Annotated in this window: 26 protein-coding genes; 17 read left to right on the top strand and 9 right to left on the bottom strand. The window is 70.4% G+C overall.

Annotation, left to right across the window (positions count from 1 at the left end; translation table 11 throughout):
• Positions 1-115: 115 nt before the first annotated feature.
• From ACZ4TR_RS41110 to corA, 3 genes are all read right to left on the bottom strand, one after another.
• Positions 116-955: a chromosome partitioning protein ParB gene (locus ACZ4TR_RS41110; protein ID WP_465293532.1), complete on the bottom strand. Its 840-nt coding sequence runs from the start codon at positions 953-955 to the stop codon at positions 116-118.
• Positions 952-1602 carry a metallophosphoesterase family protein gene (locus ACZ4TR_RS41115; protein WP_465293533.1) on the bottom strand — a complete coding sequence of 217 codons (651 nt, stop codon included), beginning with the start codon at positions 1600-1602 and terminating at the stop codon, positions 952-954. The genes ACZ4TR_RS41110 and ACZ4TR_RS41115 overlap by 4 nt, the downstream gene beginning before the upstream one ends.
• Before the next feature lie 180 nt (positions 1603-1782).
• Positions 1783-2865: a magnesium/cobalt transporter CorA gene (gene corA, locus ACZ4TR_RS41120; RefSeq protein ID WP_465293534.1), complete on the bottom strand. Its 1083-nt coding sequence runs from the start codon at positions 2863-2865 to the stop codon at positions 1783-1785.
• 332 nt (positions 2866-3197) lie between these two features.
• On the opposite strand from corA, the gene ACZ4TR_RS41125 reads away from it, so the two are divergent.
• Both ACZ4TR_RS41125 and ACZ4TR_RS41130 read left to right on the top strand, forming a co-directional pair.
• Positions 3198-3701, top strand: coding sequence for a MaoC family dehydratase (locus ACZ4TR_RS41125; RefSeq protein WP_364523733.1), 504 nt, complete (start codon positions 3198-3200; stop codon positions 3699-3701).
• 25 nt (positions 3702-3726) lie between these two features.
• The gene (locus ACZ4TR_RS41130) at positions 3727-4821 is read left to right on the top strand and encodes a DUF2332 domain-containing protein (RefSeq protein WP_465293535.1); all 1095 of its coding nucleotides are present in this window, start codon (positions 3727-3729) and stop codon (positions 4819-4821) included.
• 283 nt (positions 4822-5104) lie between these two features.
• Here the strand turns inward: ACZ4TR_RS41130 and ACZ4TR_RS41135 are convergent, their stop codons facing one another.
• A complete protein-coding gene (locus ACZ4TR_RS41135) occupies positions 5105-5518 on the bottom strand; it encodes an NUDIX hydrolase (protein ID WP_465293536.1) in 414 nt (137 codons plus the stop codon).
• Positions 5519-5713: 195 nt separating this feature from the next.
• Between ACZ4TR_RS41135 and ACZ4TR_RS41140 the strand changes: the two genes are divergently transcribed.
• From ACZ4TR_RS41140 to ACZ4TR_RS41170, 7 genes are all read left to right on the top strand, one after another.
• Positions 5714-5878 carry a hypothetical protein gene (locus tag ACZ4TR_RS41140; protein ID WP_360687940.1) on the top strand — a complete coding sequence of 55 codons (165 nt, stop codon included), beginning with the start codon at positions 5714-5716 and terminating at the stop codon, positions 5876-5878.
• A 21-nt stretch (positions 5879-5899) separates the two neighbouring features.
• On the top strand, positions 5900-6460 hold the full coding sequence (locus tag ACZ4TR_RS41145; protein WP_465293537.1) for a PH domain-containing protein: 561 nt from the start codon (positions 5900-5902) through the stop codon (positions 6458-6460).
• 49 nt (positions 6461-6509) lie between these two features.
• The gene (locus tag ACZ4TR_RS41150) at positions 6510-7373 is read left to right on the top strand and encodes a PHP domain-containing protein (RefSeq protein WP_465293538.1); all 864 of its coding nucleotides are present in this window, start codon (positions 6510-6512) and stop codon (positions 7371-7373) included.
• A gap of 1 nt (position 7374) precedes the next feature.
• The gene (locus ACZ4TR_RS41155; protein ID WP_364523743.1) at positions 7375-8004 is read left to right on the top strand and encodes a MarC family protein; all 630 of its coding nucleotides are present in this window, start codon (positions 7375-7377) and stop codon (positions 8002-8004) included.
• 125 nt (positions 8005-8129) lie between these two features.
• Positions 8130-10607 (top strand): alpha-L-rhamnosidase-related protein, encoded by a 2478-nt coding sequence (locus ACZ4TR_RS41160; RefSeq protein WP_465293539.1) that lies wholly within the window; start codon positions 8130-8132, stop codon positions 10605-10607.
• Between the two features lie 250 nt (positions 10608-10857).
• Positions 10858-11709 (top strand): RecB family exonuclease, encoded by an 852-nt coding sequence (locus tag ACZ4TR_RS41165; RefSeq protein WP_465293675.1) that lies wholly within the window; start codon positions 10858-10860, stop codon positions 11707-11709.
• A 12-nt stretch (positions 11710-11721) separates the two neighbouring features.
• Positions 11722-12279: a hypothetical protein gene (locus ACZ4TR_RS41170; RefSeq protein ID WP_465293540.1), complete on the top strand. Its 558-nt coding sequence runs from the start codon at positions 11722-11724 to the stop codon at positions 12277-12279.
• Positions 12280-12506: 227 nt separating this feature from the next.
• Here the strand turns inward: ACZ4TR_RS41170 and ACZ4TR_RS41175 are convergent, their stop codons facing one another.
• Positions 12507-13829: an Rv3212 family protein gene (locus ACZ4TR_RS41175; protein WP_364523749.1), complete on the bottom strand. Its 1323-nt coding sequence runs from the start codon at positions 13827-13829 to the stop codon at positions 12507-12509.
• Between the two features lie 24 nt (positions 13830-13853).
• Entirely contained in the window at positions 13854-15320 is a 1467-nt protein-coding gene (locus tag ACZ4TR_RS41180; RefSeq protein WP_465293541.1) for a DEAD/DEAH box helicase, read from the bottom strand.
• Between the two features lie 554 nt (positions 15321-15874).
• On the opposite strand from ACZ4TR_RS41180, the gene ACZ4TR_RS41185 reads away from it, so the two are divergent.
• The 3 genes from ACZ4TR_RS41185 to ACZ4TR_RS41195 all read left to right on the top strand — a co-directional run bounded on the left by ACZ4TR_RS41185 (position 15875) and on the right by ACZ4TR_RS41195 (position 17525).
• Positions 15875-16528, top strand: coding sequence for a ferritin-like fold-containing protein (locus tag ACZ4TR_RS41185; protein ID WP_364523755.1), 654 nt, complete (start codon positions 15875-15877; stop codon positions 16526-16528).
• A 120-nt stretch (positions 16529-16648) separates the two neighbouring features.
• Entirely contained in the window at positions 16649-16879 is a 231-nt protein-coding gene (locus ACZ4TR_RS41190; RefSeq protein WP_013223016.1) for a DUF3107 domain-containing protein, read from the top strand.
• Between the two features lie 190 nt (positions 16880-17069).
• The gene (locus tag ACZ4TR_RS41195) at positions 17070-17525 is read left to right on the top strand and encodes a pyridoxamine 5'-phosphate oxidase family protein (protein ID WP_465293542.1); all 456 of its coding nucleotides are present in this window, start codon (positions 17070-17072) and stop codon (positions 17523-17525) included.
• Between the two features lie 49 nt (positions 17526-17574).
• Here the strand turns inward: ACZ4TR_RS41195 and ACZ4TR_RS41200 are convergent, their stop codons facing one another.
• Both ACZ4TR_RS41200 and ACZ4TR_RS41205 read right to left on the bottom strand, forming a co-directional pair.
• On the bottom strand, positions 17575-17892 hold the full coding sequence (locus ACZ4TR_RS41200; protein WP_465293543.1) for a DUF4873 domain-containing protein: 318 nt from the start codon (positions 17890-17892) through the stop codon (positions 17575-17577).
• Positions 17889-18653, bottom strand: coding sequence for a TetR/AcrR family transcriptional regulator (locus ACZ4TR_RS41205; RefSeq protein ID WP_465293544.1), 765 nt, complete (start codon positions 18651-18653; stop codon positions 17889-17891). Before ACZ4TR_RS41205 ends, ACZ4TR_RS41200 begins: the two co-directional genes overlap by 4 nt.
• 55 nt (positions 18654-18708) lie before the next feature.
• On the opposite strand from ACZ4TR_RS41205, the gene ACZ4TR_RS41210 reads away from it, so the two are divergent.
• Together ACZ4TR_RS41210 and ACZ4TR_RS41215 are read left to right on the top strand one after the other, a co-directional pair.
• Positions 18709-19617, top strand: a complete 909-nt coding sequence (locus ACZ4TR_RS41210) for an AurF N-oxygenase family protein (RefSeq protein ID WP_364523763.1) — start codon at positions 18709-18711, stop codon at positions 19615-19617.
• A complete protein-coding gene (locus ACZ4TR_RS41215; RefSeq protein ID WP_465293545.1) occupies positions 19614-20534 on the top strand; it encodes an alpha/beta fold hydrolase in 921 nt (306 codons plus the stop codon). Before ACZ4TR_RS41210 ends, ACZ4TR_RS41215 begins: the two co-directional genes overlap by 4 nt.
• A gap of 84 nt (positions 20535-20618) precedes the next feature.
• On the opposite strand, the gene ACZ4TR_RS41220 is transcribed toward ACZ4TR_RS41215, so the two are convergent.
• Positions 20619-21245 (bottom strand): TetR/AcrR family transcriptional regulator, encoded by a 627-nt coding sequence (locus ACZ4TR_RS41220; RefSeq protein ID WP_465293546.1) that lies wholly within the window; start codon positions 21243-21245, stop codon positions 20619-20621.
• 76 nt (positions 21246-21321) lie between these two features.
• Here ACZ4TR_RS41220 and ACZ4TR_RS41225 point away from each other — a divergent pair, with 76 nt between their 5' ends.
• From ACZ4TR_RS41225 to moeZ, 3 genes are all read left to right on the top strand, one after another.
• Entirely contained in the window at positions 21322-22335 is a 1014-nt protein-coding gene (locus ACZ4TR_RS41225) for an alpha/beta fold hydrolase (protein WP_465293547.1), read from the top strand.
• A 79-nt stretch (positions 22336-22414) separates the two neighbouring features.
• The gene (locus ACZ4TR_RS41230; protein WP_465293548.1) at positions 22415-23566 is read left to right on the top strand and encodes a DUF3152 domain-containing protein; all 1152 of its coding nucleotides are present in this window, start codon (positions 22415-22417) and stop codon (positions 23564-23566) included.
• A 107-nt stretch (positions 23567-23673) separates the two neighbouring features.
• On the top strand, positions 23674-24849 hold the full coding sequence (moeZ, locus tag ACZ4TR_RS41235; RefSeq protein WP_465293549.1) for an adenylyltransferase/sulfurtransferase MoeZ: 1176 nt from the start codon (positions 23674-23676) through the stop codon (positions 24847-24849).
• Positions 24850-24856 lie beyond the last annotated feature (7 nt).

The raw sequence follows: 24856 nt of genomic DNA on the forward strand, positions 1-24856 counted from the left end.
CGGGTGTTAACCTGGGGGCGGATTCCCAAGCCCCCCAGGTTGGGTGTGGTGAAGGAAAACACACCAAGTTGGTTTTCCGTCCCGCAAAAAACACCAAACCCCACGTGGGGCCGCTTCAGGAGCGGCGGGAACGGAGCGTCTCGATCACGTCGTCGTCCCAGCGGTGCGTCCGGATCAGGCGGTAGCGCTCCGCCGCCACCCACATGTACGCCTCCGCCTCGGTGCGCTCGCCGATCAGGTCCGCCTGCCGCAGCATGCCCACCACCGGGACGAACTCCTCGTCGAACCAGCGCTGCGCGATGCTCGCCCGGTCGCAGAACTTTCCCTCGTCCTGCATCAGCCGGAAGCCCCACGCCTCCACGTGTTCGCCCAGCTTCGCGTAGTCCCACGGGTCCGACACGATCACCGACGCCCGCGCGTGGCCGGTCAGCGGCACCCGCTCCAGGAACAGCCGCCGGTAGTCCTTGACGATCAGGTCGCCGCGGTGGCGGATGCCGCTGGGATCCAGTTTGGTCCGGACGACCGTCACCGACGCCTCTATTGTGGACAGTCCCTGGGCGATCGCGACCGAGACCCGGTGGTGGCCGTCGATGATGAAGTGCAGCTCGCCCACGCGGTACACCTCGATCGGCGGGATCTCCTCGCCGCGGCGGGCCGCCAGCGCCAGGCGTTCCCAGCGCTCGCGGACCCGGCCGGACGTCGGGCGGAAGCGGCGGTCGAAGTCGCGGCTGCGGTCGACCGTGCCGGCGATCGAGTCCAGCTTGATCACCCGCAGGCCGATCCGGCTCTCGCCGAGGTAGCCGAGCGCCTCCACCACCTCGTGGAACGGCAGCATGATGTTGACGTCGTCGGGCTCGCGGCGCAGCCACGTCGAGAGCCGCGAGAGCACCTGGCCCCGGCGCGCGCGGAGGAAGTCGTTCTCCGCGTCGGCGCGGGGGAACCCCGTCTCTTTCATGAGAACTCCATGATCCGGTGGCCCACCACGTTGCGGATCCGGGTTTCGCCGACGACCCGGTCCGGCACCGGCTCGCCGTGGGGGTGGATGTGCCCGTGCAGCAACCACTTCGGGCGCAGCACGTCGATCGTCCGGTGCAGGCACGCGAACCCGCGGTGCGGCGGGTCCGCCCGGTCGCCGAGGTCCAGCGGCGGCGAGTGCGTCAGCAGGATGTCGACGTCACGGCCGTCGCGGCGGCGCCGCCACTTCGCGCGCCGCACCAGGCCACGGGCCCGGCGGGCCTGCTGGCGCTGCGTCCACTGGTTCGGCCCGTCGTTGTAGCGGATCGAGCCGCCGAGCCCGGCGACCCGGAGCCCTGCGACGTCGACGACCCGGCCGTCGGCGTTGATCCCGCCCGCCGGGCCCGGCCAGGCCGTGGGGAAACCGTCCTTCATGGACAGCCCGCCGTAGCGCGTGTAGCCGCTCAGGTCCGGGTCGTGGTTGCCGGGCACGAACACGCACGGCGCGTCGAGCGCGCCGGCGAGGAACGCGAGGTAGTCGTAGGGGAGGTCGCCGGCGCCGATGACGAGGTCGACGGCGCGGCCGCGGACCGCGTCGGTCCACAGCCGCTCGTCGACCTCGTCGGAAACGACCAGCGCTTTCGGCACGCACCCAGGGTACGGCGTACCGGCGTCACTTCATGCCGTGCGCGAACCCCGGGTCGGCGACGATGACGAAAGTGATGACGACGATCCACAGCACGCTGAGCGCGAGCGCCCAGAACTTCAGGTTGGACAGCATCCGGGACATGGCGGTTCTCCGAACATTCCGGTGGGGAAGAGGGGGGACTAGAGCCAGCCGTTCTTCCGGAATATTCGGTACAGCAACAGGCAGATCGCCAGGATCACCGTGATCACCAGCGGGTACCCGAACTTCCAGTGCAGCTCGGGCAGGTAGTCGAAGTTCATCCCGTAGATGCCCGCGATCATCGTCGGCACGGTGATGATCGCCGCCCACGACGTGATCTTGCGCATGTCGGTGTTCTGCTGCAGGGAGATCTTCGCGACCGTCGCGTCGACCAGGGTGGACAGCAGCTCGTCGAACGCCGCGACCCGCTCGGACACGGTCGTGAGGTGGTCGGCGACGTCGCGGAAGTAGGAGCGGACCTCGTCCGGCACCAGCCGCGTGTAGCCCTCGGCCAGGCGCTGGACCGGCGTGGCCAGGGGCATCACCGCCCGGCGCAGCTCCAGCACCTCCCGCTTCATCAGGTAGATCTGCTCGGCGCTCACCTGCGACCGGGGCGCGAAGACCTGCGCCTCCATGACGTCGATGTCGTTCTCGATGCGGCCCGTGACGTCGAGGTAGTGGTCGACGACGTGGTCGGCGATCGCGTGCACGACCGCGGCCGGGCCGAGCTGCAGGCGCTCGGCGTCGTCGTCGAGCTCGCGGCGCAGGCGCGCCAGGCCCGAGTGGTTCCCGTGGCGGACGGTGATCACGAAGTCCCGGCCGAGGAACACCATGAGCTCGCCGGTCTCGACGATCTCGTTCGCCGTGGTGGGGGACTCGTGTTCGACGTACCGGACGGTCTTGACCACCAGGAAGAGCGTGTCGTCGTAGCGCTCCAGCTTCGGGCGCTGGTGTGCTTCGAGGGCGTCCTCGACGGCGAGCTCGTGCAGCCCGAAGGTCTCCGCGATGCCCTGGATCTGCTGGGAGTCGGGCTCGTGCAGCCCGATCCAGACGAAGCCCTCGTGGCGCTTGCGGACCTCTTTGATCGCTTCGATGTGCGTCCAGCGGCCGGGAAGGCGCTCGCCCGCGACGTACACCGCGCAGTCCACGACGTACGCGGACAGCGGCACCGGGACCGGGCGGACGGGGACGGCGCCCTTGTTGCCGCGGCCGCGAAGGCCGCCGAGCGAGGGAATGGCAGGCATGGGATCTCCTGGGCGTCGTGCGATGGTCGTGCGAGACGACTGACCAGGGGCGGAACGCGTCCGCCCGGCGACACCAGCGTTCCCGGGAAAGGGCCTACCAGGAGATGAGCCGGCCGGCGGGTGTGGTGGGAACGCTGGGAGTACTAGGGAGCGGACTATCGCCACTACTCATCGGGGTTCCTCACCTCCTTCGGGCCGGGTGCAGCGCGGTTGGGACTGCAGAGTGGTGGGGCTCGCGTTGACGCACGAGAACCAATGGTTGAGGGTACTCCTCACTACGGATGCGTGTCGTACCAGGCTCACGCGGTGTTACGCGGAAGAGGAGAAGACGAGTGCAGTTCGGCCGGTACTACGAGGAGTTCGAGGTCGGTGCGGTCTACAAGCACTGGCCGGGCAAAACGGTCACCGAATACGACGACCACCTCTTCTGCCTGCTCACCATGAACCACCACCCGCTGCACCTGGACGCGCACTACGCCGGGGAGACCACCGACTTCGGCAAGAACGTCGTGGTCGGCAACTACGTCTACTCGCTGCTGCTCGGGATGTCGGTGCCCGACGTCTCGGGCAAGGCGATCGCGAACCTCGAGGTCGAGTCGCTGAAGCACGTCAAGCCGACCTTCCACGGCGACACCATCTACGGCGAGACGGAGGTGCTGGACAAGACGCCGTCGAAGTCCAAGGACGACCGCGGCGTCGTGTACGTCGAGACGCGCGGTTACAAGCAGGACGGCCTGATCGTGTGCACCTTCCGGCGGAAGGTGATGGTGCCGAAGCGCTCCTACGGGGAAACTCGGGGCGGGGAGCAGCCGGGCCGGCCGGTGCCGCACGAATGAGGCTGTGTACACGGATGAGGCGCTGATGGACCTGGACCGCATCAAGGAAGTTCTCCGCACGTTCGCGGAAGTCGAGGCACGTGGCGTCTCGCCGCTGTACGAGCACCTGGCGCTGCAGGCGGCTTCGGACGACGACGTCGCCGGGCTGCTCGCCTCGGCCCGTGACGGCGAGGTGCGCGGGACGCTGCTGATGGCGACGGCGCACCGGCTCGTGCAGGCCGACCCCATCCACCCGCTCTCGCGGTACTACCCGTCGCTGGGCGGCTTCGACGGCGTCGACTCGGAGACCTGGCCGCTGTTCCGGTCGTTCCTGCTGGAGCGGGCCGAGAAGGCCCGGGCGCTGATTTCGTCGCGGTACACGCAGACGAACGAGGTCCGCCGGGCCGCGCTGCTGTACCCCGGCGTGGCGCGGGCGGCGAAGGAAGCGGGCGGGAAGGTGTCGCTGCTGGAAGTCGGCTGCAGCGCCGGGCTCCTGCTGGGCCTGGACCGCTTCGGCTACCGCTACCAGTGCGACGGCGGCGAGCAGCTGACGGCGGGCCCCGCGAAGACCCCGGTCGGGCTGCACTGCGCCCTCGACCTGGCGCCCGGCGCGGTGGCGCCGAAGCTGCCGAAGAAGCTGTCCGTGCTCGACCGGGCCGGCCTGGACCGCGCCCCGGTGGACCTTTCAGACGAGGACGAGCTGGCGTGGCTGGAGGCGTGCGTCTGGGCCGACCAGCCGGACCGCATCCGCCTGCTGAGGACGGCGGCGGCCGAGCAGGCCAAGCACCGGCCCCGGCTCATCACCGGCGACGGCGTCGACGACCTGGCCTCGGCGGCTTCGTCGCTGGAGGGGCCGCTGGTGGTGGTGACGAGCCACGCGCTGGCGTACTTCCCGGCCGAACGGCGTGCCGAGTTCGTCGCTTCACTGGCTTCGCTGGCGGCTTCGCGGCCGTTGTGGTGGGTTTCGGAGGAGTTCTACGGCGCAGGGTTGGAGCTGGTGCTGCCGGGGCGTGATGACCTCGCCGGCGGTGACGGCTTGGCGACGCTGGGGCTTGTGCGGTGGGAGGGCGGGAAGGCGGAGGCCCATGCCTTGGCCCGGACCGCGCCGCACGGGCAACGGATGACCTGGCTGCCGCTCTGACGTGCCGTGAAGGCCTCCTTACCGGCTCTCAGGGCCATCAAGGGGGCCTTCACGGCTATCGGGCCCGCCGGAGGTGCCGTAACCGGGGTCGGCAGTGATGGGGACGGCTCACGCCGGGCTCGGGTCTTTCCCGCACTTCGTCGGGCCGCGCCGATCCGCTGGAAGCGGGGAGGCCCCAGGGAGGGTGGGCTGGTGTCGGGGACTTCTCGACGGTGTCCTGAATGAGGCATTCAGGACCTCCGAACCCCTGAATGACTCATTCAAGACACCGGACCCGGCCCTTTCAGCCTCGCGGGAGCGCTTTCCAGTCGCGGAGCGTGACGTAAAGCAGGTCCACCAGTTTCCCGGCGGCCTCGAGCCTCGAAAGGTCTGCCGCATCGGCCCAACGGGCGTCCGAAGCGTCGTCACCCGCCGTGAGGACTCCGCCGGCCACCGTGCACCAGTAGTCGTGGATTTCGTACGGCCCGCGGGTCACGGTTCCGACCAGTGTGCCGGGAATCACGTCGAGTCCCGTCTCCTCGAAGAGCTCCCTGACTACGGCCACTTCGTCCGTTTCGCCCGGTTCGACTCGGCCACCCGGCAGAGACCATTGCCCCGAACCGGGGTCGTTCGCACGCCGGATGAGCAGCAAGCGGCCATGTGCGTCGAACGCGATCCCGCCCACGCAGCGGATCGTGGCGTCCCCGGGTGCTCCCATGTCCCCAACGGTAGACGTGACCGACTTGAAAACCGATGTCCTGTACACGGAGAGTAGCCATACGGTACACTTCGGACCGCGTGCTGCCCCAAGCGCGGGACTTACCTCCCGCGTGCCTGTTCAGTGCGGTACAACGTAAAAGTCAGGATTTCTGCTGTTGTCCGGTGTCACCGTAAGAGACGGGATTTGATCGCGGTGAACGTGAAGAAGATTGCGGGCCTCGCCGGTATCGCGTTGGTGCTGTTCTTCGTCATTGCCCAGCCGGGTCAGGCCGCTGGCCTTGTCGGCAACATCGTCGACTTCCTCCGGGACTCGGCCGAATCGGTGATCACCTTCGTCAGCAACGTGTTCAAGGGCTGATCGCGGGGCTACCCTCGAACCATGTTCGCGCCTCGCGATCCCGACGAGTACCTCCTCGACACCGAGCGGCGGGTCATCCGGATCCGCCGCCACTGGGCGGTGCTGCTGTGGGACACCTTCGAAGCGGCCGCTCTGCTGGCCGTCTGCGTCCTGGTGTCCTACCTGCTGCCACCGGCGCTGTACATCGGCCAGAACCTCCTCTGGTACGTCGCGCTGCTCGTCGTGCTGCGGTTCGCCTACGTGGTGATGGAGTGGTGGGTCGAGCGCCTGGTGGTCACCGACAAGCGGTTCGTGATGACCACCGGGGTGTTCACCACCAAGGTGCTGATGATGCCGATCAGCAAGGTCACCGACCTCAGCTACGTGCGCACCGCCACCGGCCGCATGATGGGCTACGGCACGATGGTCGTCGAGTCGGCCGGCCAGATCCAGGCCCTCAACAAGATCGACTACCTGCCGCGTCCCGAAGAGTTCTACGACACGATCTCGGAGCTCGTCTTCGGCGACAAGCAGAAGCAGGCCGAGCGCTTCTCGATGATCAAGGCCCAGCGGGCCGCCCGCGGCAAGAAGCCCGTCGGCTGAGCCGTCCCCGGCGAGGGTGTGACCGAGCGCATCGTCGACAATGGACCCGATGCGCATCGACCTGCACGCCCATTCCACCGCTTCCGACGGCACCGACTCGCCGGCCGGGCTCGTCGCCGCGGCCGCGAGAGCCGGGCTCGACGTCGTCGCGATCACCGACCACGACACCACCGCGGGCTGGGCTCCGGCCTCCGCGGCCATCCCACCAGGCCTGACGCTGGTTCCCGGCGCCGAGCTCTCGACCGTCTCGATCGACCCCGAGACCGGCCGCCAGATCAGCGTCCACCTGCTGGCCTACCTCTTCGACCCGACGTCCGAACCCGTCGTCACCGAGCAGACCCGGCTGCGCGTCGAGCGCCGCACGCGGTTGCGCCGGATGGCCGAACGGATGGCCGCCGACGGCCTCCCCGTCGACGCCGACGAGATCTTCGGCCTCCTTCCCGAGGACTCGCCGCCCGGGCGCCCGCACCTGGCCCAGGCGCTGGTCCGGGCCGGGCTGGTCAAGTCCGTCGACGAGGCCTTCGCCGACTACCTCAGCCCGCGCCGCGGCTACTACGTCGCCCGTCGCGACACGCCGGTCGAGGAGGCCATCGACATGATCGCCGCGGCCGGCGGCGTCACGGTCATCGCGCACCCCTTCGCCTTCAGCCGCGGCGCCACGATCAGCGAGGACACCCTCGCCGGCCTGGCCGCGCACGGGCTCACCGGCGTCGAGGCCGACCACCCCAACCACGACGCGCCGACGCGGGCCCGCACCCGTGAGCTGGCCGGTGAGCTCGGCCTGCTCGTCACCGGGTCGAGCGACTACCACGGCACGAACAAGACGATCGCGCTCGGCGAGTGCACCACCGACCCCGCGCAGTTCGAGGAGCTCGTTTCGCGCGCCACGGGGTTCCAGGTCGTGAAGAGCTGACATGGCCATCGCCGACTTCTTCGACGCGAAGCTCTTCATGAGCGCGACGATCACCCTGGTCGTCATCATGGACCCGCCCGGCACCGTGCCGGTGTTCCTCAGCCTGGTCGGCCGCAAGCCGCTGGCGACACGGGCGCGCGCCGCCCGCCAGGCCGTCCTGGTGTCGCTGCTGGTCATCAGCCTGTTCGCGGTCGCCGGTCAGGCGATCCTGGCCTACCTCGGCATCGGCATCCCCGCGCTGCAGGGCGCCGGCGGCCTGCTGCTCCTGCTCATCGCGCTGCAGCTGCTCACCGGCAGTGGTCACGAGCCCGAGGCGGCCGCGGAGGACGTCAACGTCGCGCTCGTGCCGCTCGGTACGCCGTTGCTGGCCGGGCCCGGCGCGATCGCCGCGACCATCGTGTTCGTCCGCCAGGCCGACGGGCACATCGGCGCGTACATCGCCCTGGCGCTGGCGATCGTCACCACGCACTTCGTGATCTACATCTGCATGCGCTACTCCGGCGTCGTCATCCGGCTGATCAAGGAAAGCGGCATCACGCTGCTGGCCAAGGTGGCCGGCCTGCTGCTCGCGGCCATCGCCGTGGAGCTCGTCGCGAACTCCGTCCGGGGCTTCATCGCCGGCGGCAGCTGACCCCGCCTTTCGGGTTGTCCTGCCGGACAGGAACCGCCGGCTTCGTTGACATCGTTGGCACCCCTGCCGCAGATTGAACCTCAGCTCAGCGATTGAAACGATTCAAACGCCTTGCGGAGGCCTCGATGAAGTGGCTCAGAGCAATCCTGCCGGTCACGGTCCTGGTGGCGAGCGGCGTGGTCGCGGCGCCGGCGGCGACCGCCCTGCCCGGCCCGGGTTGGCAGAAGTACGTGGTCGCGCCGCCGAGCCGGGACGTGCGGCCGGTGAAGGTGCTGTCCACCACCGGCGACGTCACGAACCCGGATGGCCTGCTCGGCCGCGGCGTCACGACGTTCAAGCGGCAGGCGCCGCCGCCGAAGCCGGCTTGGCCCGCGGGGACCACGGCGGCCGCGTCGTCGTTCCACGCGCCGAACAACGGCGGGAACGGCCAGCCGCGGACGTACGCGCCCGGCAACGCCGTCGACGGCAACACCGACACCTTCTGGAACGACGACACGATCGGCGCCTACCCGGACGTCCTGACCATCACCTCGGCCGCGCCGGTCGCGCTCCCCGGCGTCACCGTTCTGTCCAGTGTGGACGGTGTGCCGCAGGACTACACGGTGGAGGTGCTGGACGCGGGCGCGTGGCGGGTGGCGGCTTCGGTGAGCGGCAACACCGCTGTCCAGCGCGCTGTCGCGTTCGACCGGCCGGTGACGACCGTGCAGGTCCGGATCACCGTCACCAAGGACCAGAACACGCCATCGGGGGAGTTCAGCCGCGTCACCGAGGTCTGGCCCGGCCTGGTGGCCGACCCGCCGGTGCCGGTCGCGGTGGTGGACTTCGGCAAGGTCGTCGCGGGATACCCGAAGATTTCGTTCGCGGGCGCGTCGGCGAACCACCCCGGCATCCGGGTGTCGACCTCGGAGACCCAGCAGTACCTGGGCGAACGTTCCGACTTCTCGCGCTCGGACTTCTCCGGCGGACCGGGCAGCGACCAGATCGCCGTGCCGGCGACGCCGATGGTCTGGCGGGACACGAAGGGCTGCGCTGCCGGGACCCAGGTGTGCGCGGACGGCCTGCGCGGCTTCCGCTACCTGCGGATCAGCCTCGACGCGCTGGCGTCGGACGCGCCGCTCACCCAGCCTTCCGGTGAGGTGCGGATCAACGGCGTTTCGCTCGACTTCACGCCATTCCTCGGGACGCCGGACACCTACCGCGGCTGGTTCGAGTCGTCGGACGCCGACCTGAACCGCTACTGGTACGCGGCGTCGTACACGAACGAGCTGGGCATGGACACCTTCCGCGAGTCCGATGTGGACCCGCGCGGCGCGTTCTCGCCTTCGCTGGACGGGAAACTGGTGCTGCACGACGGCGCGAAGCGCGACCGGGACCCGTACGTCGGCGACGTCGCGGTGTCCGGGCTGACCGAGTACCTGACCCACCAGGACGGCACGGCGGCGCGCAACGTCCTCGCCGACCTGGCCGACCACCAGCGGGCGGACGGCTGGATCCCGCCCGCGTCGATCAACGACTACACCTTGCCGCTGTTCGACTATCCGCTCTGGTGGGTGACGTCGAGCTGGGACTACGTCCTCTACACGGGCGACACCGCGTACGCGTCTTCGTACTACTCGCACCTCGTGAAGACGCTTGATGCGTGGTATCCGTCGGTCACCGATTCGCGCGGGTTGCTCGCGAAGGGCCTCAACGGCACTGGTGGCTACGGCGACTACGCGTTCCTGCCGCGTACGGGCGAAGTGACGTACTACAACGCGTTGTACGTCCGGGCGCTTCAGGGCGCGGCGGGTCTGGCGCGCGCGACGGGGCACGCCGCCGACGCGGATCGCTGGCTTTCGCGCGCTTCGGGTGTCGCCTCCGCCGTGAATGCCTACCTGTGGGATCCCGCGGCGGGCGCGTACCTCGACTCCGGGACGGGCGCGGTCCGTCACGGCCAGGACGGCAACAGCCAGGCTGTTCTGGCTGGTATCGCGTCGCCGGCGCAGGCCACTTCGGCGCTGGCGCGGCTCGCGGCGGGCGCGTTGCCGTACGGGAACCCGTTCATGGACAACGACACTCTGGTGTCTGATGGCACGAAGCGCGTGTATGCGTTCACGTCGTTCCCGGAGATCCAGGCGCGATTCCGGACCGGGCAGCCGGATTCGGCGATCGACCAGATCAAGCGGATGTACGGCTGGATGGCTTCGCACGACCCGGGCATCACGGCGTGGGAAGGCATCGGCGAGGGCGGTTCGCACTACGAGCAGGGGTACACGTCGGCCGCGCACGGCTGGTCGACCGGCGTCGTGCCGGCGCTGACGAACGAGTTGCTGGGCGTCTCGCCGACTTCGCCGGGCTTCGCGACGTGGACGGTTTCGCCGCACCCGGGTTCCGTTTCGTGGGCGCGCGGAGCGGTGCCGACGCCGAACGGCGCGTTGTCGGCTTCGTGGACCCAGCAGGGTTCGGTGTTCTCGTTGACGGTGACGGCGCCGCGGGGGACGTCCGGTTCGCTGGTGGTCCCGGCCGGCCGGCTGGTGCTGCTGGACGGCCGCCCGATGCGGGCCGCGGCCGGTGGGTCCCTGGCGGTCGGCGCCGGGACGCACACGGTCCTGGTGGTGCGGTAGGCCAAGTCCGTGAATGTCGCATCGAGGGACTCTGAGTCCCTCGATGCGACATTCACGGCGTTCCGGGTCCGGCGCGGAAAGTGTCGGTGACATTTGGGGCTTCGCCCCAGGTCGGGGGCTCCGCCACCCGAACCCCCGGAAAAACTGTCGGTGACATTTGGGGCTTCGCCCCAGGTCGGGGGCTCCGCCACCCGAACCCCCGGAAAAACTGTCGGTGGTGGTGCGTAGCGTGGGCGGCGTGAAGGAGCAGATGGGGTTCGACTTCGGCGTCGCGCAGCCGGTGCGGCTCACGAAGGTGTCGCCGGCGCGGCTGGCCACCTTCGACGACTGCCCGCGCCGGTACCGGCTCGCGTACCTCGAACGGCCGACCCCGCAGCGCACCGGGCCGTGGGCGCACAGCACACTCGGCGCGGTGGTGCACAACGCGCTGCGGGCGTTGTTCGACCTGCCGGTGCTCAAGCGGGTGCCGCAGCGGGCGGTGGCGCTGGTGGCGGAGTTCTGGAAGGACGCGGGCTTCGAGAGCGAGGAGCAGGCGGCGCGCTACCGGGCGCGGGCGAAGGGGTGGGTGGCGGAGTACGTCGAGGACAACGACGTCAGCCACGACCCGGTCGGACTCGAGCGGTGGGTGTCGGCGCCGGTGAGCCCGGCGCCGGGGGAGAAACCGTCGATGATCATCGAGGGCCGCGCGGACCGCATCGACGCGCGCGAGGGTGCGCTGGTCATCGTCGACTACAAGACGGGACGGCGGCCACCGGACGAGTACGAGGCCCGGGCATCGCAGGCGCTGGCGCTGTACGCGGTGGCGGCGGCGCGGACGCTGCGGATGCCGTGCACGACGGTGGAGCTCCACCACCTCCCGACGGGCACGATCGCGGCGGCCGAGCACACGCCGGAGAGCCTGCGCAGGCACCTGCAACGCGCCGGCGAGACCGCCGCGGACCTGAGGCTGGCCACGGATACCCTGGACGCGGGCGGCGACGAGGACGTGCTGTTCCCGGCCCGCCCGGACCGCCGTTGCGCCTGGTGCGACTTCAGGCCGAGCTGCAAGGCGGGGCAGGAAGCGGCCCCGCAGATGCAGCCCTGGGACCTGCTCGCGCCCTGACCGGGAGGAAAAGTGGCTTCACCGGACACCGACGAACTGTCCACGGTGCCGATCCCCGCGGGCGCGCCCGAGGCTGAGTCCGTAGCTGAGGCTCGGGCGGTTCCGCGGCAGCAGACCGAGCCGCTCGGTGTGGCCGAGGCGCAGGACGCTGCGGGGCAGCGGACCGAGCCGCTGGCTGTCGAGCCGGACGCGGCGGAGGCGCAGACGGTGCCTCAGGACCGTGTCGAACCAGAACGCATCGAGGCCGCGGATACCCCTTCGACCGATGCCTCGCCGGAGGCAGCTGAACCGGGCAAGCCGCGCGGCCGCTGGTGGCGCGGATTCACCGGCTCACTCGCCGCCGGCCTCACGGTCCTGGCGATCGGAGTTCTCGCGGTCGCGGTGATCGACCTGAACACAGGTGCCCCGGGCCCAGGCGCGGTGCTGCTGATCGGCCACCCGGTGGCGGCGGTGCTGGCGTTGCTGGCCCAGCGGGTCGCGGACCGCCGCAACGGTGTGCCGGCCGCGGGTGCGGGCGTGGCGGTTGTGCTCTTCACCGTCTCGGCCCTGACCCTCTTCTGGCTCACCTGAGCCCGAAGCGGGGGTTCGCCCGCGTGATGCCTCTCCAATCACGCGAGATGCCCGCGCAGACACGCGCAAAGCCCGCCCGATCACGCGAGTGCGCAGTGCCGGAACGGCGAACTCGCGTACCGGGACGGTCGGTTCGCGTGACCGAGTCCGGGACTCGCGTGACGGAAGCCGAGACTCGCGTGACTGGGCCCGGAACTCGCGTGATTGAAGGCCGAACTCGCCGAGCCCTACTTCAGGGCCGTCAGGGTGTCGCCGCGTTCTTCCAGCAGGACCGGGCCTGCCGCGCCCAACCGGACCACCCCTGTGTACCCGCGGCGATCCACCCCCACCGTGCGGATCGTCGAGCCGTTGTCCTCGTTCAGCACGGCCAAGCCGCCCTTGATCGGGACCACCAGCTGCGTCGCGAACAGGATTCCGGGCCCCGAAGCGCTGCTCAACGTCCACCGCGGCGAAAGGTCGTCACGCGACAACGCCATTACCTTCGACCCGCTGAACCAGTACAGGTTCTGCGTCGTCTGGGTGGTCGCCTCGACGCCCGCGGGGGGATCGGCCGCCAGGTCGGCGGCCGGGACGTCCAGCGGGTACGCCGCGCGCTGGGAACCGTCGCCGTTGTAGATCACCAGGAGCTTCTGGTCCGGCAGGACCACCGCCGTCAGGTCGCCCGACATCGCGATCACCCGGGCCCGTTTGCCCGCCAGCACGCTGCTGAACGCCACCGACGGCTCGTCGTCCTTCTCCGGTGCCGCCTTGTAGACCGTCAGGCGGTCGGCCGGGTCGCCCGGGCAGCGCTCGATCACGCCGACCTTGCCCGACGCCGCCGCGACCGTGCCGTACGTGCAGCCGGTGCGGGGCTGCTTGCCCGCGTTGACCAGCGCCGGGACCTGGCCGTACTCGGCGCTCTGCACCAGGTCGTCGCGCCACGTCGTGAGGAGCTTCTTGCCCGTCGCCGTCACGTGCGAGCCGTCGCTCACCAGGCGCGTGCCCAGCTCCGCGTTGCCGTTGCGCTGCGCCGTGATCCGGCCGGTGCCCGGGTCGAGCTGCGTGACCTCACTGCAGTTCTCGGTCTTGTGGTAGACGGCGTTCAACCGTCCCCACGTCTCGTTCACCGTGCACAACGGCAGGTCACGCGTGTAGTGCCAGCGGATCTGCCCGGTCAGCGGGTCGCGGGCGGCGACCTCGCCGCCGTCCGCCGTCGCCACCGAATCGCCCGCCACCACCGGGACCGGCGTCGCGCCGCTGCGGGCGCTCCACACCTCGGCCAGCGAGCCCGGCACCTTGTCCGGCGCCGCGGGCAACGGCGGAGGGGGCGCCGCCTCGGTCCGGTCGGTCGCCGCGCTGTCGCTCGTCACGCCGATGACCAGCGCGACGGCGACCACGGCGACCGCGACCAGTGCCGCGATCACCCGGTCCCGCCCGCGGTTCCAAGGCGAGCGACGCGCCTTGACCCGCGGGGCGGGCGGAGTGCTTTCGACGTCCTCGAGGACGTCCTCCGAGCCGTAGTCAGGGGTCTCTTCAGGCGCGTTTTCAGGCGCCTTCTCGACGTCGCTCACGTGCCCGGACCCCCGCGCTCAGGTTCAGTCTGCCGACGCAGGTGTATCAGACGTCGCGGCGGGACGGCGACGGCGGCGCCGCCGAGCGGGCCGCTCGGCGTTGTCGCCGGCTTCCTTCTCGGTGGCCGGGCCGGTCGCTTCCGGCGCGGTGCCGCGAGTGCGGCGACGCGTCCGGGTGCGTCCCTCCGAGGCGGAAGCGTCATCCGGCGAAGAAGGGGCAGCGGCGTTGTCCGCGGCCTCGGTCGCCTGCGAGCCACCGCGGGTCCGCTTGCGCGGGGTGCGGTTGCGCTTGCGCGGGACTTCTTCCGAAGCGGCGGCAGCGTCGTCGGCCTTGCCGCGGCCACGCGGGCCGCGGCGCTTGCCGCCCAGGTCCTCTTCCTCCTCGGCGGCCAGGCCGGCCCGGGTGCGGTTGGCCAGCGGCAGCCGGCCCTTCGTGCCCTCCGGGATGCCCAGGTCGGCGTACAGGTGCGGCGACGACGAGTACGTCTCCACCGGCTCCGGCTTGTCGAGACCGAGGGTGTCCGAGATCAGCTTCCAGCGCGGCATCTCGTCCCAGTCGACGAGGGTGACGGCGACGCCGGTCCGGCCCGCGCGGCCGGTGCGGCCGATGCGGTGGACGTAGGTCTTCTCGTCGTCCGGGCACTGGTAGTTGATCACGTGCGTGACGTCGTCGATGTCGATGCCGCGGGCGGCGACGTCGGTCGCGACCAGCACGTCGACCTTGCCCGAGCGGAACGCGCGCAGCGCCTGCTCGCGCGCGCCCTGGCCGAGGTCGCCGTGCACGGCGGCGGCCGCGAAGCCGCGCTCGACCAGGTCGTCGGCCACCTTCTGCGCGGTGCGCTTGGTGCGGCTGAAGATCATGGTGAGCCCGCGGTCCTCGGCCTGCAGCACGCGGGCGATCACCTCGGGCTTGTCCATCGAGTGCGCCCGGTAGACGAACTGGGTGGTGCGCTCGTGGATCGCGCTCGCGTCGTTTTCCTCGGCGCGGATGTGCGTCGGCTGGCGCAGGAACGTGCGGGCCAGCGTGATGATCGGGCCGGGCATGGTGGCCGAGAACAGCATGGTCTGCCGCTCGTCCGGCACCATCCGCAGGATGCGCTCGATGTCGGGCAGGAAGCCCAGGTCGAGCATCTCGTCGGCCTCGTCGAGCACCAGGCCGCGGACCTTGCCGAGCACCAGGTGCTGCTGCTCGGCCAGGTCGAGCAGGCGGCCCGGGGTGCCGATCACGACGTCGATGCCCTTGCGCAGGGCCTCGATCTGCGGCTCGTACGGGCGGCCGCCGTAGATGGCCAGAGTGCGGATGCCGAGGTGCTTGCCGGCGCCCTTGAGGTCGTTGGCGACCTGGATGCACAGCTCGCGGGTCGGCACCACGACGAGCACCTGCGGGGTGCCGTCGCCCGGCACCTGCACGCGGTGCAGCAGCGGGACGCCGAAGCCCAGCGTCTTGCCCATGCCGGTGCGGGCCTGGCCGATGAGGTCGTCGCCGGCCATCGCGAGCGGCAGCGTGAGCTCCTGGATCGCGAAGGTCCGCTCGATGCCGGCCTCGCCGAGGGCCTTGACGATCTCCGGCTTGACGCCGAAGGACGCGAAGGTCGGGGCTTCGGGCTCGACCTCGACGCCCGCCTGCAGCGGGTGGGAGGTGTCGAGCGCGGCCGGGCCGGTCTCGCTGTGTTCCAGCGCGACGGCGGGGGTCAGTTCGGTTGTGGGAATTTCTGCGGTCAGGGTGATCGCCTCTCTCGTGACCAGCGCGCACAGCCGTCGGTCCGCTCGACACTCGACCGGGAGTAAACCCTGGTCCCTGGCGCTGAACTGGAGCGCGGAACCGGTCCGTCCCGGGAATGCCGGAAGAGGCGTGCACGCACATTGCAGTACGTCGGCAAGCCAACGTGACCTGCCTGTTCCCGACGCCGGTATGGCGTACGGAAGCTTCTATATCATTCGCAGTGTACCTGGTCAGCAGTTTTTCGACAGTACCCGGCACGCCGGAACCCGTGTGATCGGTCTCGTCCCGACACGCCCGGGCGCTTCGGCGATACCCTGCCCCCGTGACCGAGCCGAAAGAGATCTCAGAAGGCGTAGTCGACCTTCTGGGTGTGATCGCCTACCTCGAACTGTCCGCGTTCGACCGGATGGCCGAAGACGCGCGCAGTGCCCCGACCCTGGCCGGGCGGGCCGCGCTGGCGCAGATGGCGGCCGCGGAGATCGGTCACTACGGCCTGCTCGCCCAGCACCTGGCCGGTCACGACGTCAAGATCGAAGACGCGATGACGCCGTTCGTCGCCCAGGTCGACGCCTGGCACGCTTCGACCCGGCCGAAGTCGTGGCTGGAGTCGCTGGTGAAGGCCTACGTCGGCGACGGGCTGGCCGCCGACCTCTACCGCGAGATCGCCAGCTGGCTCGACCCCGAGACCAAGGACCTGGTGCTCACCGTGCTCGCCGACACCGGGCACTCGGCGTTCGCCGAACGCGAAGTCGCCGCCGGCATCGAAGCCGACCCCAAGACCCGCGACAAGCTCGCCCTGTGGGGGCGCCGCCTGCTCGGTGAGGCGCTGACCCAGGCCCAGTACGTCGTCGCCGAGCGCGACGGGCTGGCCGAGCTGATCATCGGCGGTTCCGGGGACCTCTCCGGAATTGCGGCGCTGTTCCGGCGGTTGCAACAAGGGCACACGAAGCGCATGCAGGCGCTCGGCCTGGGCTGACCGGCGATGGAGTACCCGGAAGTGACGACGCGGTCGAGCGCGGACATGCGCCACCGGAACGAGCCCGTTCGGTTAGCCTTGCCGAGCACATCCCTTACGAATTTCCAGCGGAGGTCCCACGTGGAGGTCAAGATCGGCATCAAGGACACGCCGCGCGAGCTGGTGGTGTCCAGTGGCCAGTCTCCCGAAGAGGTGGAGAAGCTGGTCGCCGAGGCCCTGACGGCCGGTGACGGGCTCTTCCGCATCAACGACGAGAAGGGGCGCAAGTACATCGTCCCCTCCGACCGCATCGCGTACGTCGAGATCGCCCCGTCCGACGTCCGCAAGGTCGGCTTCGGCGTCGGCGACTGACTCGTCTCGAACGGACGAAGGCCACCCCGGGACGTTCCGGGGTGGCCTTCGTGCACTCCGGGTTTTCGATCCGGTGACCGGGTTCACCGGATCGAACGGTCCTCCTTGGTGTGTCGCGATTCCGCCGCCTAGCTTCGGCTGGCGATCCGGCGCCACGGGGCCCGGACGGACCACTCCGGGAGCAACCAGGATGACCACTGTCGAGCCGATGGCCGGCGACGTGGCGGATCTCGTGCGGAACACCCTCGCCGCGCACAAGTCGATGTTCCTCGCGACGTCGGGCAGCGACGGCCCGTGGGTCGGCGGGGTGTACTTCGCGGAAACGGGGCCGTTCACGCTGAACCTGGTGCTCGAGGACCGGGGTCGCACGCTGGCCGCGGTCCGCGAGCACCCGGTCGTTTCGGTGGTGGTCTCGACGGGCTCGCCGATGCAGCCGTTCCTGCAGGCGCAGGCCCTCGCGGAGGTCGTCCCGGCCGACGACGAGGCGCTGGTGCGCTCGCTCCTGGTCGCGAAGGTGCCGGAGGCGGCGCCGTTCCTCGACGCGCCGGTCACGGCGATCCGGCTCAGCGTCCGCAAGTGGCGGGCGACGGACATCCCGAACGGCTGGCTGCCGGGCCGCGAGCTGCCCGGCCCGCGCACCCCCTGAGCCGGCCGGTGCGGCCACCGCGCGGGGTGGCCGCACCGGTTCACGGCTTTCAGGCGTTGAGCTCTTCGAGGGACGTGGGGACGTGGAACGGCGGGGTGCTGGTCCCCATGACGCGGTAGCGGCCCCACGGGTCCGGGTCCGACAGCTCGCCGGTCGCCGTGTACTCGCCGGCCTGGATGGACACCGGCTTCTTCTTGCCGCCCGCCAGCTTCGTCAGCTCCTCGTTCACCGCCACCCGGCCGTACCAGCGGTAGAAGCCGTCGATCGGCTGGAAGTAGCCGCGCAGCTCGACCGTCACCGGCAGGGACACGCCGTCGACCTCCAGCGTGGCCGGACCGCTGTAGCCGTCTTCCTCGTGGTCGCTCATGACGTCTCCTCGCGCGCATCGGATTCCGTGCGGCCCAGCTGGACCACCTTGTTGGCCTCCAGGGGCAGGTTCGGGTCGATGACCACGCCGTTCTGGCGGGTCAGCCCGTCGATCGCCGCCCAGATGATCTGCGTCAGGTACTCGACCACCGCGTCGCGGCCCATCGACCGGCGGTCCAGCCACCACTCGCCGGTGTTCTGGACCATGCCGACGATGCCGTGCGCCCACGGCTCGGCCGCGCCGGAGTCCATGTTGAACATCCGCATGTAGTCGCCCAGCAGCGCCGTCAGCGCCGTCGCGATCAGTTCCTTGTCCTCGGCCACGACGTCCGACGACACCGGCTTCTCCGGCCGGCCGTGCGCGAGCAGCCGGTACAGGTTCGGGTGCTCCTCGATCACCGTGAAGAACGCGTCGAGGGCCATCCGGATCCGCGGGACCGGCGCGAGCTCGGCGTTGATCGCCGGGATCAGGCGCTCGAAGAGGATCTCCGTGCCGCGCTGGCCGAGGGCCACGTAGAGGTCGGCCTTGTCGTCGAAGTGCCGGTACAGCACCGGTTTCGTGACACCGGCCTCCGCGGCGACGTCCTCCATGCCGAGGTCCGGGCCGTGGGTGTCGAGCGCCCGCAGCGCCGCCTCGACGAACTCCTTGCGCCGCGCGATCCGGTGCTTGCGCCAGCGGTCGCGCCGGGCGTCGCCGGTCGCCCCTTCGTCGCGGGCGGACGGCTTGCCGGAGCGCTTGACACGTTCGATCACGAGGCTCATGCTACGCACAGGTAACTGTTACCTCAAGTTACACATTGCGGAAGGGGTGTCGGCAATGACGCGGACGCTGAAGGAACCGGATCGCGAAAAGACCGCGGAGCGGCTGCTCAAGTCGTCGGCGAACAAGTTCTACGACCCCGACGTCGACATCGACTGGACGGCGCCCCTGGTCGAGGGCAAGCGCTTCATCCTCGACGAGCGCTCCTCGCTCTACGGCACCGAGCTCTGGGACAAGCTGACCCCCGAGCAGCGCATCGAGCTGGGCAAGCACGAGGTCGCCAGCGTCGCGACGACCGGGCTGTGGTTCGAAATCCTCCTGATGCAGATGCTGCTCAAGGAGGTCTACGAGCAGGACCCGACGTCGGCGCACGCGCAGTTCGCCCTCACCGAGATCGCCGACGAATGCCGGCACTCGACGATGTTCGCGCGGATGGCGTCGCGGATCGGCTGCCCCGCCTACGGCCCGGTGCCGTGGCTGCGGAGGCTGGCGAAGCTGATGCCGACGATCTCCTACGGCCCGGCGCGCTACGGCGCGATCCTGGTCGCCGAAGAGGTGCTCGACCGGCTGCAGCGCGAGCAGATGAACGACGACGGCGTCCAGCCGCTGGTCCGGATGGTCAACCGGATCCACGTGCTGGAGGAGGCGCGGCACGTCACCTTCGCCCGCGAAGAGGTCACGCGCGGCATGGCGAAGCTGTCGAAGGCCGAGATCGCCTACCAGCAGTTCATCATCGCGCTCATCTCGTACTTCGTGACGCGGGCGTTCATCAACCCGAACGTCTACAAGGCGGTCGGCATCCGGCCGCGCGACGGCGTCGAAGCGGCCCTGAACAACCCGCACTGGCAGGGGACGATCGCGTGGGCGGGGGAGAAGATCATGCCATTCCTGGAGGAGTCCGGCCTGGTCGGGCTGCCGGGGAAGTACTTCTGGCGCAAGTCGTTCCTGCTCCCGGCGGGCCGGTGACCACCGCGTCGCGGCTGCGCGACCCGTCGATCGAGCACCGGTTCGTCGCGAGCGACGGCGCCGCGCTGCACGTCTCGCAGTCGGGGCCCGCCGACTCGGCGGTGACGCTGGTGCTGGTGCACGGCTGGACGCAGGACCACCGGACGTGGGACTTCGTGCTGCCGCACCTCGACCCCGGCGTGCGCGTCCTGCGCTACGACCTGCGCGGCCACGGCGGCTCGGCGCACGCCCGCCCGGGCTCGGCGACGATCGCGCGGCTGGCCGACGACCTGGCCGAGGTGATCGCCGACCGCGTGCCGGAGGGGCCGCTGGTGCTCGCCGGGCACTCGATGGGCGGCATGACGCTCATGGTGCTCGCCGAACGGCACCCGCGGCTGGTCGCTTCACGGCTTGCCGGAGCGGCGTTCGTCGCGACGTCGTCGGGGGACATGGACAAGCTGACGTTGGGGTTCCCGGGCCTGGTCGGCCGGGGCGTGACGCGCTTCGAGCCGCGGGTCGCCCGCCTGCTCGCCCGGCTGCGGTCGGACACGCTGCGGCTGCGGCCGGGGATGGTCCGCTCGGGTGCCCGGCGGCTGGTGTTCGGGCTTCGCCCGGGACGCGAGCAGGTGGACAGCGTCGTCGAGCAGCTGCTGGCCGCGCATCCGGCGAGCGCGGGGCTGTTCCTGGACGCGATCGCGGCCCACCGCGGCGTCGGCGGCCTGGGCGCGCTCTGCGACGTCCCATCGGTGGTGCTGGCGGGGGAGAAGGACCGGCTGTGCCCGCTGGCGCACGCGAAGGTGATCGCGGACGAGCTGCCGCACGCGGAGTTCGTCCGCTACCCGGGAGCGGGCCACATGCTCCCGCAGGAACGCCCCTTCGAGGTCGCGCGCCGCATCAACGCGCTGCTTCGCACGGCCGCCCTCGTTGACGCCCGGTAAACAATGCATCTTTCCTAGGGAAAGTTCCGCTTTCGGAGGCCGAAAACGGAACTTTCCCGACGAAAGTGGCGGCGTTGGGCCGGGTCAGGAGTCCTTGAGGGGGAAGCCGCCGCCGATGCCTCGCCAGGCCAGGTTGGCCGTCAAGGCGACGGCCTCCTCACGGCTCATCGACTGGTGGTGCTGCAGCCAGAACCGGGCGCTGACCTGGCTCATCCCGACCAGCCCGACCGCCAGCAGCCGCGCCTTGTCCTCGTCGAGGCCCGCGTCCGCCGTGATCGTGTCCGTGATCGCGTCCACGCTCGCCGACGTCGCGCGGTCGACCGCTTCCTGGACCGCCGGCTCGCCGCGCAGGTCGGACTCGAACACCATCCGGAACGCGCCCGCGTCGTTGCTGACGAAGTCGAAGAACGCGCCGACCGTCGCCGGGACGCGCTGACGGTTCTCCGTCGTCGAGTCCAGTGCCGTCTGCACGCGCCTCACCAGCTCGTCGACGTGACTCTCCAGCAGCGCGATGTACAGGTCCAGCTTGCCGGGGAAGTGCTGGTAGAGCACCGGCTTGCTGACACCGGCCACTTCGGCGATCTCGTCCATCGCGGCGGCGTGGTAGCCGTTCTCGGCGAAGACCCGCTGTGCCGCCGCGAGAAGCTGGGCCCGCCGTTCCGTCCGGGGCAGGCGCACCCCGCGCTGCTGCAGCCGCGTCATCTCCGTCATGCCCATCCTCCCGTCATCGTCCTTCGACGGGCGGGGTCGCCACCGCGTGAAGTCGTCCTGAAGATTACTCGCCGGTATGTATGCCTTGCCAAGTGTCGGGCATCCTGGACCCGTGAACACCGCCGCGACCACCCGGGCGCCGCTGACCCACGTGCCCCTTTCGACCAGGGAATTGCCGTCCCTGGAGCCGATCCTGCCGCCCTGGCCGGCGACTTTCGAAGAAGTCGGCACGGCGCGCCTGCACGTCCGCCGCACACCGGGTCCGGACGGCGTGCCCGCGGTCTACGTCCACGGCCTCGGCGGCTCGTCGACGAACTGGACCGACCTGGCCGCGCTGCTCGCGCCGGTCGCCGGCGGCACCGCGCCCGACCTGCCCGGCTTCGGCTACTCGGAGCCCGAGAAGGGCTTCGACTTCAGCCTCCGGGCGCACGCCGAGGTCGTAGGGCGGCACATCGAGGACGTCGGCGCGCCGGTGCACCTGCTGGGCAACTCCATGGGTGGCGCGATCGCGCTGATGATCGCCGAACGCCGGCCCGAGCTGGTCAAGACGCTGACCTTGATCTCGCCCGCGATGCCGGACCGCCGCCCCGACCCGCGGCGGCTGTCGGACCCGCGGATGGCGCTGGCCTACCTGCCGCTGGTCGGCGCGCGGGTGCGGGCGCAGCTGGCCGCCCTCGGCCCGCGGGAACGCGCCGCGCAGGTGATCAAGCTGTGCTTCGCCGACCCGTCGCGGTTCCCGGAGAGCCGGCTGGACGAGCTGGCCGAGGAGCACGGCGCCCGCGCCGGGTTCACCTGGGCCAACCCCGCCATGGCGCGCAGCACGTTCGCGATCTTCCGGGCGTGGTCGACGCTCGGGAAGGCGTCGCTCTGGTCGTCGGCCCCGCGGGTGCAGGCCCCGACCCTGGTGGTGTGGGGCCGCGAGGACCGCATCATCTCCGTGCGACGCGCGATGCGGACGGCCCGGGCGATCCCGAAGGCCCGCCTGCTCGTGTTGCCGCGAACCGGGCACGTCGCGCAGATGGAACGCCCGGTCGTCGTGGCGAAGGCCGTGCTCGGCATGTGGGAGCACGTGGAAGCCGGGACTTGGTAGCCCGATCGGGCGGCAACAACCCCCGGGTGGACCGCCAGTCGCCGATAACGGTTCGGTGGCGCTGTGGCACCCTGGTGCGGTGGACCGGGTGAAGCACGACGCGCGAGGCGAAGATCGGCGGGCTCCCCACCGCGCGTCGGCGCGACGCGCGCCGGAGCCCGGGGACTCCCCGCGGACCGGTCAGTACCGCCCGGCCCGGCAGCCGGCCCAGCGCGTCGGCGAGGACCGCTACCGCCCCGGCGGGCGGCGCACCAGCGCCGAGCCGCTGAGCGCTTCCTGGAAGCCGCACGTCGAGACCCCGCGCGAGAAGCCGGAGCCACCGAAGGCCGGCGGCTTCGCGAAGTTCACCAAGACCTACGGCTGGCGCGTCTACGCTCTGCCGATCCTCGTGGTGCTGACCGTGCTCGTGGTCGTCAACACCGCGAACAGCCCGGCCGAGCCGATCGCCGAACAGGGCACCCCCGCGGGTGTCGAGTCGGCGGGCGGCGACGCGGCGGGCGGCGCGATCGACGGCAACGGCGAGCAGGCCATCCCGGAGAACCCGGCCACGCCGGTCGACCTCAAGGTGCCGACCGCGGACCTGCCGAACGGCATCCCGTTCACGCAGGCGGGCGCCGGCAAGTGGCACGTCGTGCCGGGCAGCGGGCCGAAGGTCGGCACCGGGAAGCTGTACACGTACACGATCGAGGTCGAGGACGGCATCGACCCGGCGAGCTACGCCGGTGACGACGCCTTCGCCACCGCGGTCGAGGGGACGCTGTCCAATCCCACCCAGGGCTGGACCTGGGACGGCAAGATCGCGTTCCAGCGCGTGGACGCGAACTTCCCGAACCCGACCTTCAAGGTGAGCCTCACCACGCCGGAGACCACCCACCGGCCGGACGCCTGCGGGTTCCAGATCAAGTTCGAAGCCTCCTGCTACCGCAAGAGCCTCGGGCGCGTGCTGATCAACCTGGCCCGCTGGGTGCGCGGCGCGAAGGCGTACGGCGCCGACATGACCGGGTACCGGCAGTACGCCATCAACCACGAGGTCGGGCACGCACTGGGCAACCAGCACGTCGGCTGCGGCGGCACCGACCAGCCGGCGCCGGTGATGATGCAGCAGTCCTTCGGCGTCAACGACGACTACGTGTCGATGCTCAACGACATCCCCGGCGGCGACAAGGGCAAGGTCGCCAAGGACGGCCGCATCTGCAAGACCAACTCCTGGCCGAACCCCACGCCCCAGTAGCTCGGAAAGCGGTGGGTTGTCCCACCATCCGGACGCGGGAAGGTCTATTTGCCTGCGCGCGTTGTGCATAGTGGGATGGACGCGATCCGCGCGAGATGGAGGACCCGATGTCAGCACTGCCGCCGCTCGTCGAGCCGGCTGCCGAGCTCACCAAGGAAGAGGTGGCCCGGTACAGCCGTCACCTGATCATCCCGGACGTCGGGGTGAACGGGCAGAAGCGGCTCAAGAACGCGAAGGTCCTGGTCATCGGCGCCGGCGGCCTCGGCAGCCCCGCGCTGCTGTACCTGGCCGCGGCCGGGGTCGGCACGCTCGGCATCGTCGACTTCGACGTCGTGGACGAGTCGAACCTGCAGCGCCAGGTCATCCACGGCCAGTCCGACGTCGGCAAGCTCAAGGCCGCGTCCGCGCAGGAGTCGATCGCCGAGATCAACCCGCTGGTCAAGGTGCACCTGCACACCGACCGGCTGGACTCGTCGAACGCGCTGGAGATCTTCGGGCAGTACGACCTGATCGTCGACGGCACCGACAACTTCGCCACGCGCTACCTCGTGAACGACGCCGCGGTGCTGCTGGGCAAGCCGTACGTCTGGGGCTCGATCTTCCGGTTCGAGGGCCAGGTCAGCGTGTTCTGGGAGGACGCACCGAACGGCAAGGGCCTCAACTACCGCGACCTCTACCCGGAGCCGCCGCCCCCGGGCATGGTTCCCTCCTGCGCCGAGGGTGGCGTGCTGGGCGTGCTCTGCGCGTCCATCGGCTCGATCATGGTGACCGAGGCGATCAAGCTCATCACCGGCATCGGCGAGACGCTGCTCGGCCGCCTGATCAGCTACGACGCGCTGGAGATGAAGTACCGCGAGGTCAAGATCCGCAAGGATCCGGAGACCCCGAAGATCACCGGGCTGATCGACTACGAGGCGTTCTGCGGGGTGGTGTCCGACGAGGCCGCGCAGGCCGCGACGGGCAGCACCATCACCCCGGCCGAGCTCAAGGCCAAGTTCGACAGCGGCGAGAACTTCGCCCTGATCGACGTCCGCGAGCCGCACGAGTACGAGATCGTCAACATCAAGGGCGCGACGCTGATCCCGAAGGACCGCATCCTCTCGGGCGAGGCGCTGGCGGAGCTGCCGCAGGACAAGCCGATCGTCCTGCACTGCAAGTCGGGCGCCCGGTCCGCGGAGGCCCTCGCCGCGCTGCACGCGGCCGGCTTCAAGGACGCGACGCACCTCGGCGGCGGGGTCCTCGCCTGGGCCAAGCAGATCGACCCGAGCCTGCCGACCTACTGACAGTGGT

Source organism: Amycolatopsis sp. NPDC028719, from assembly GCF_055565395.1.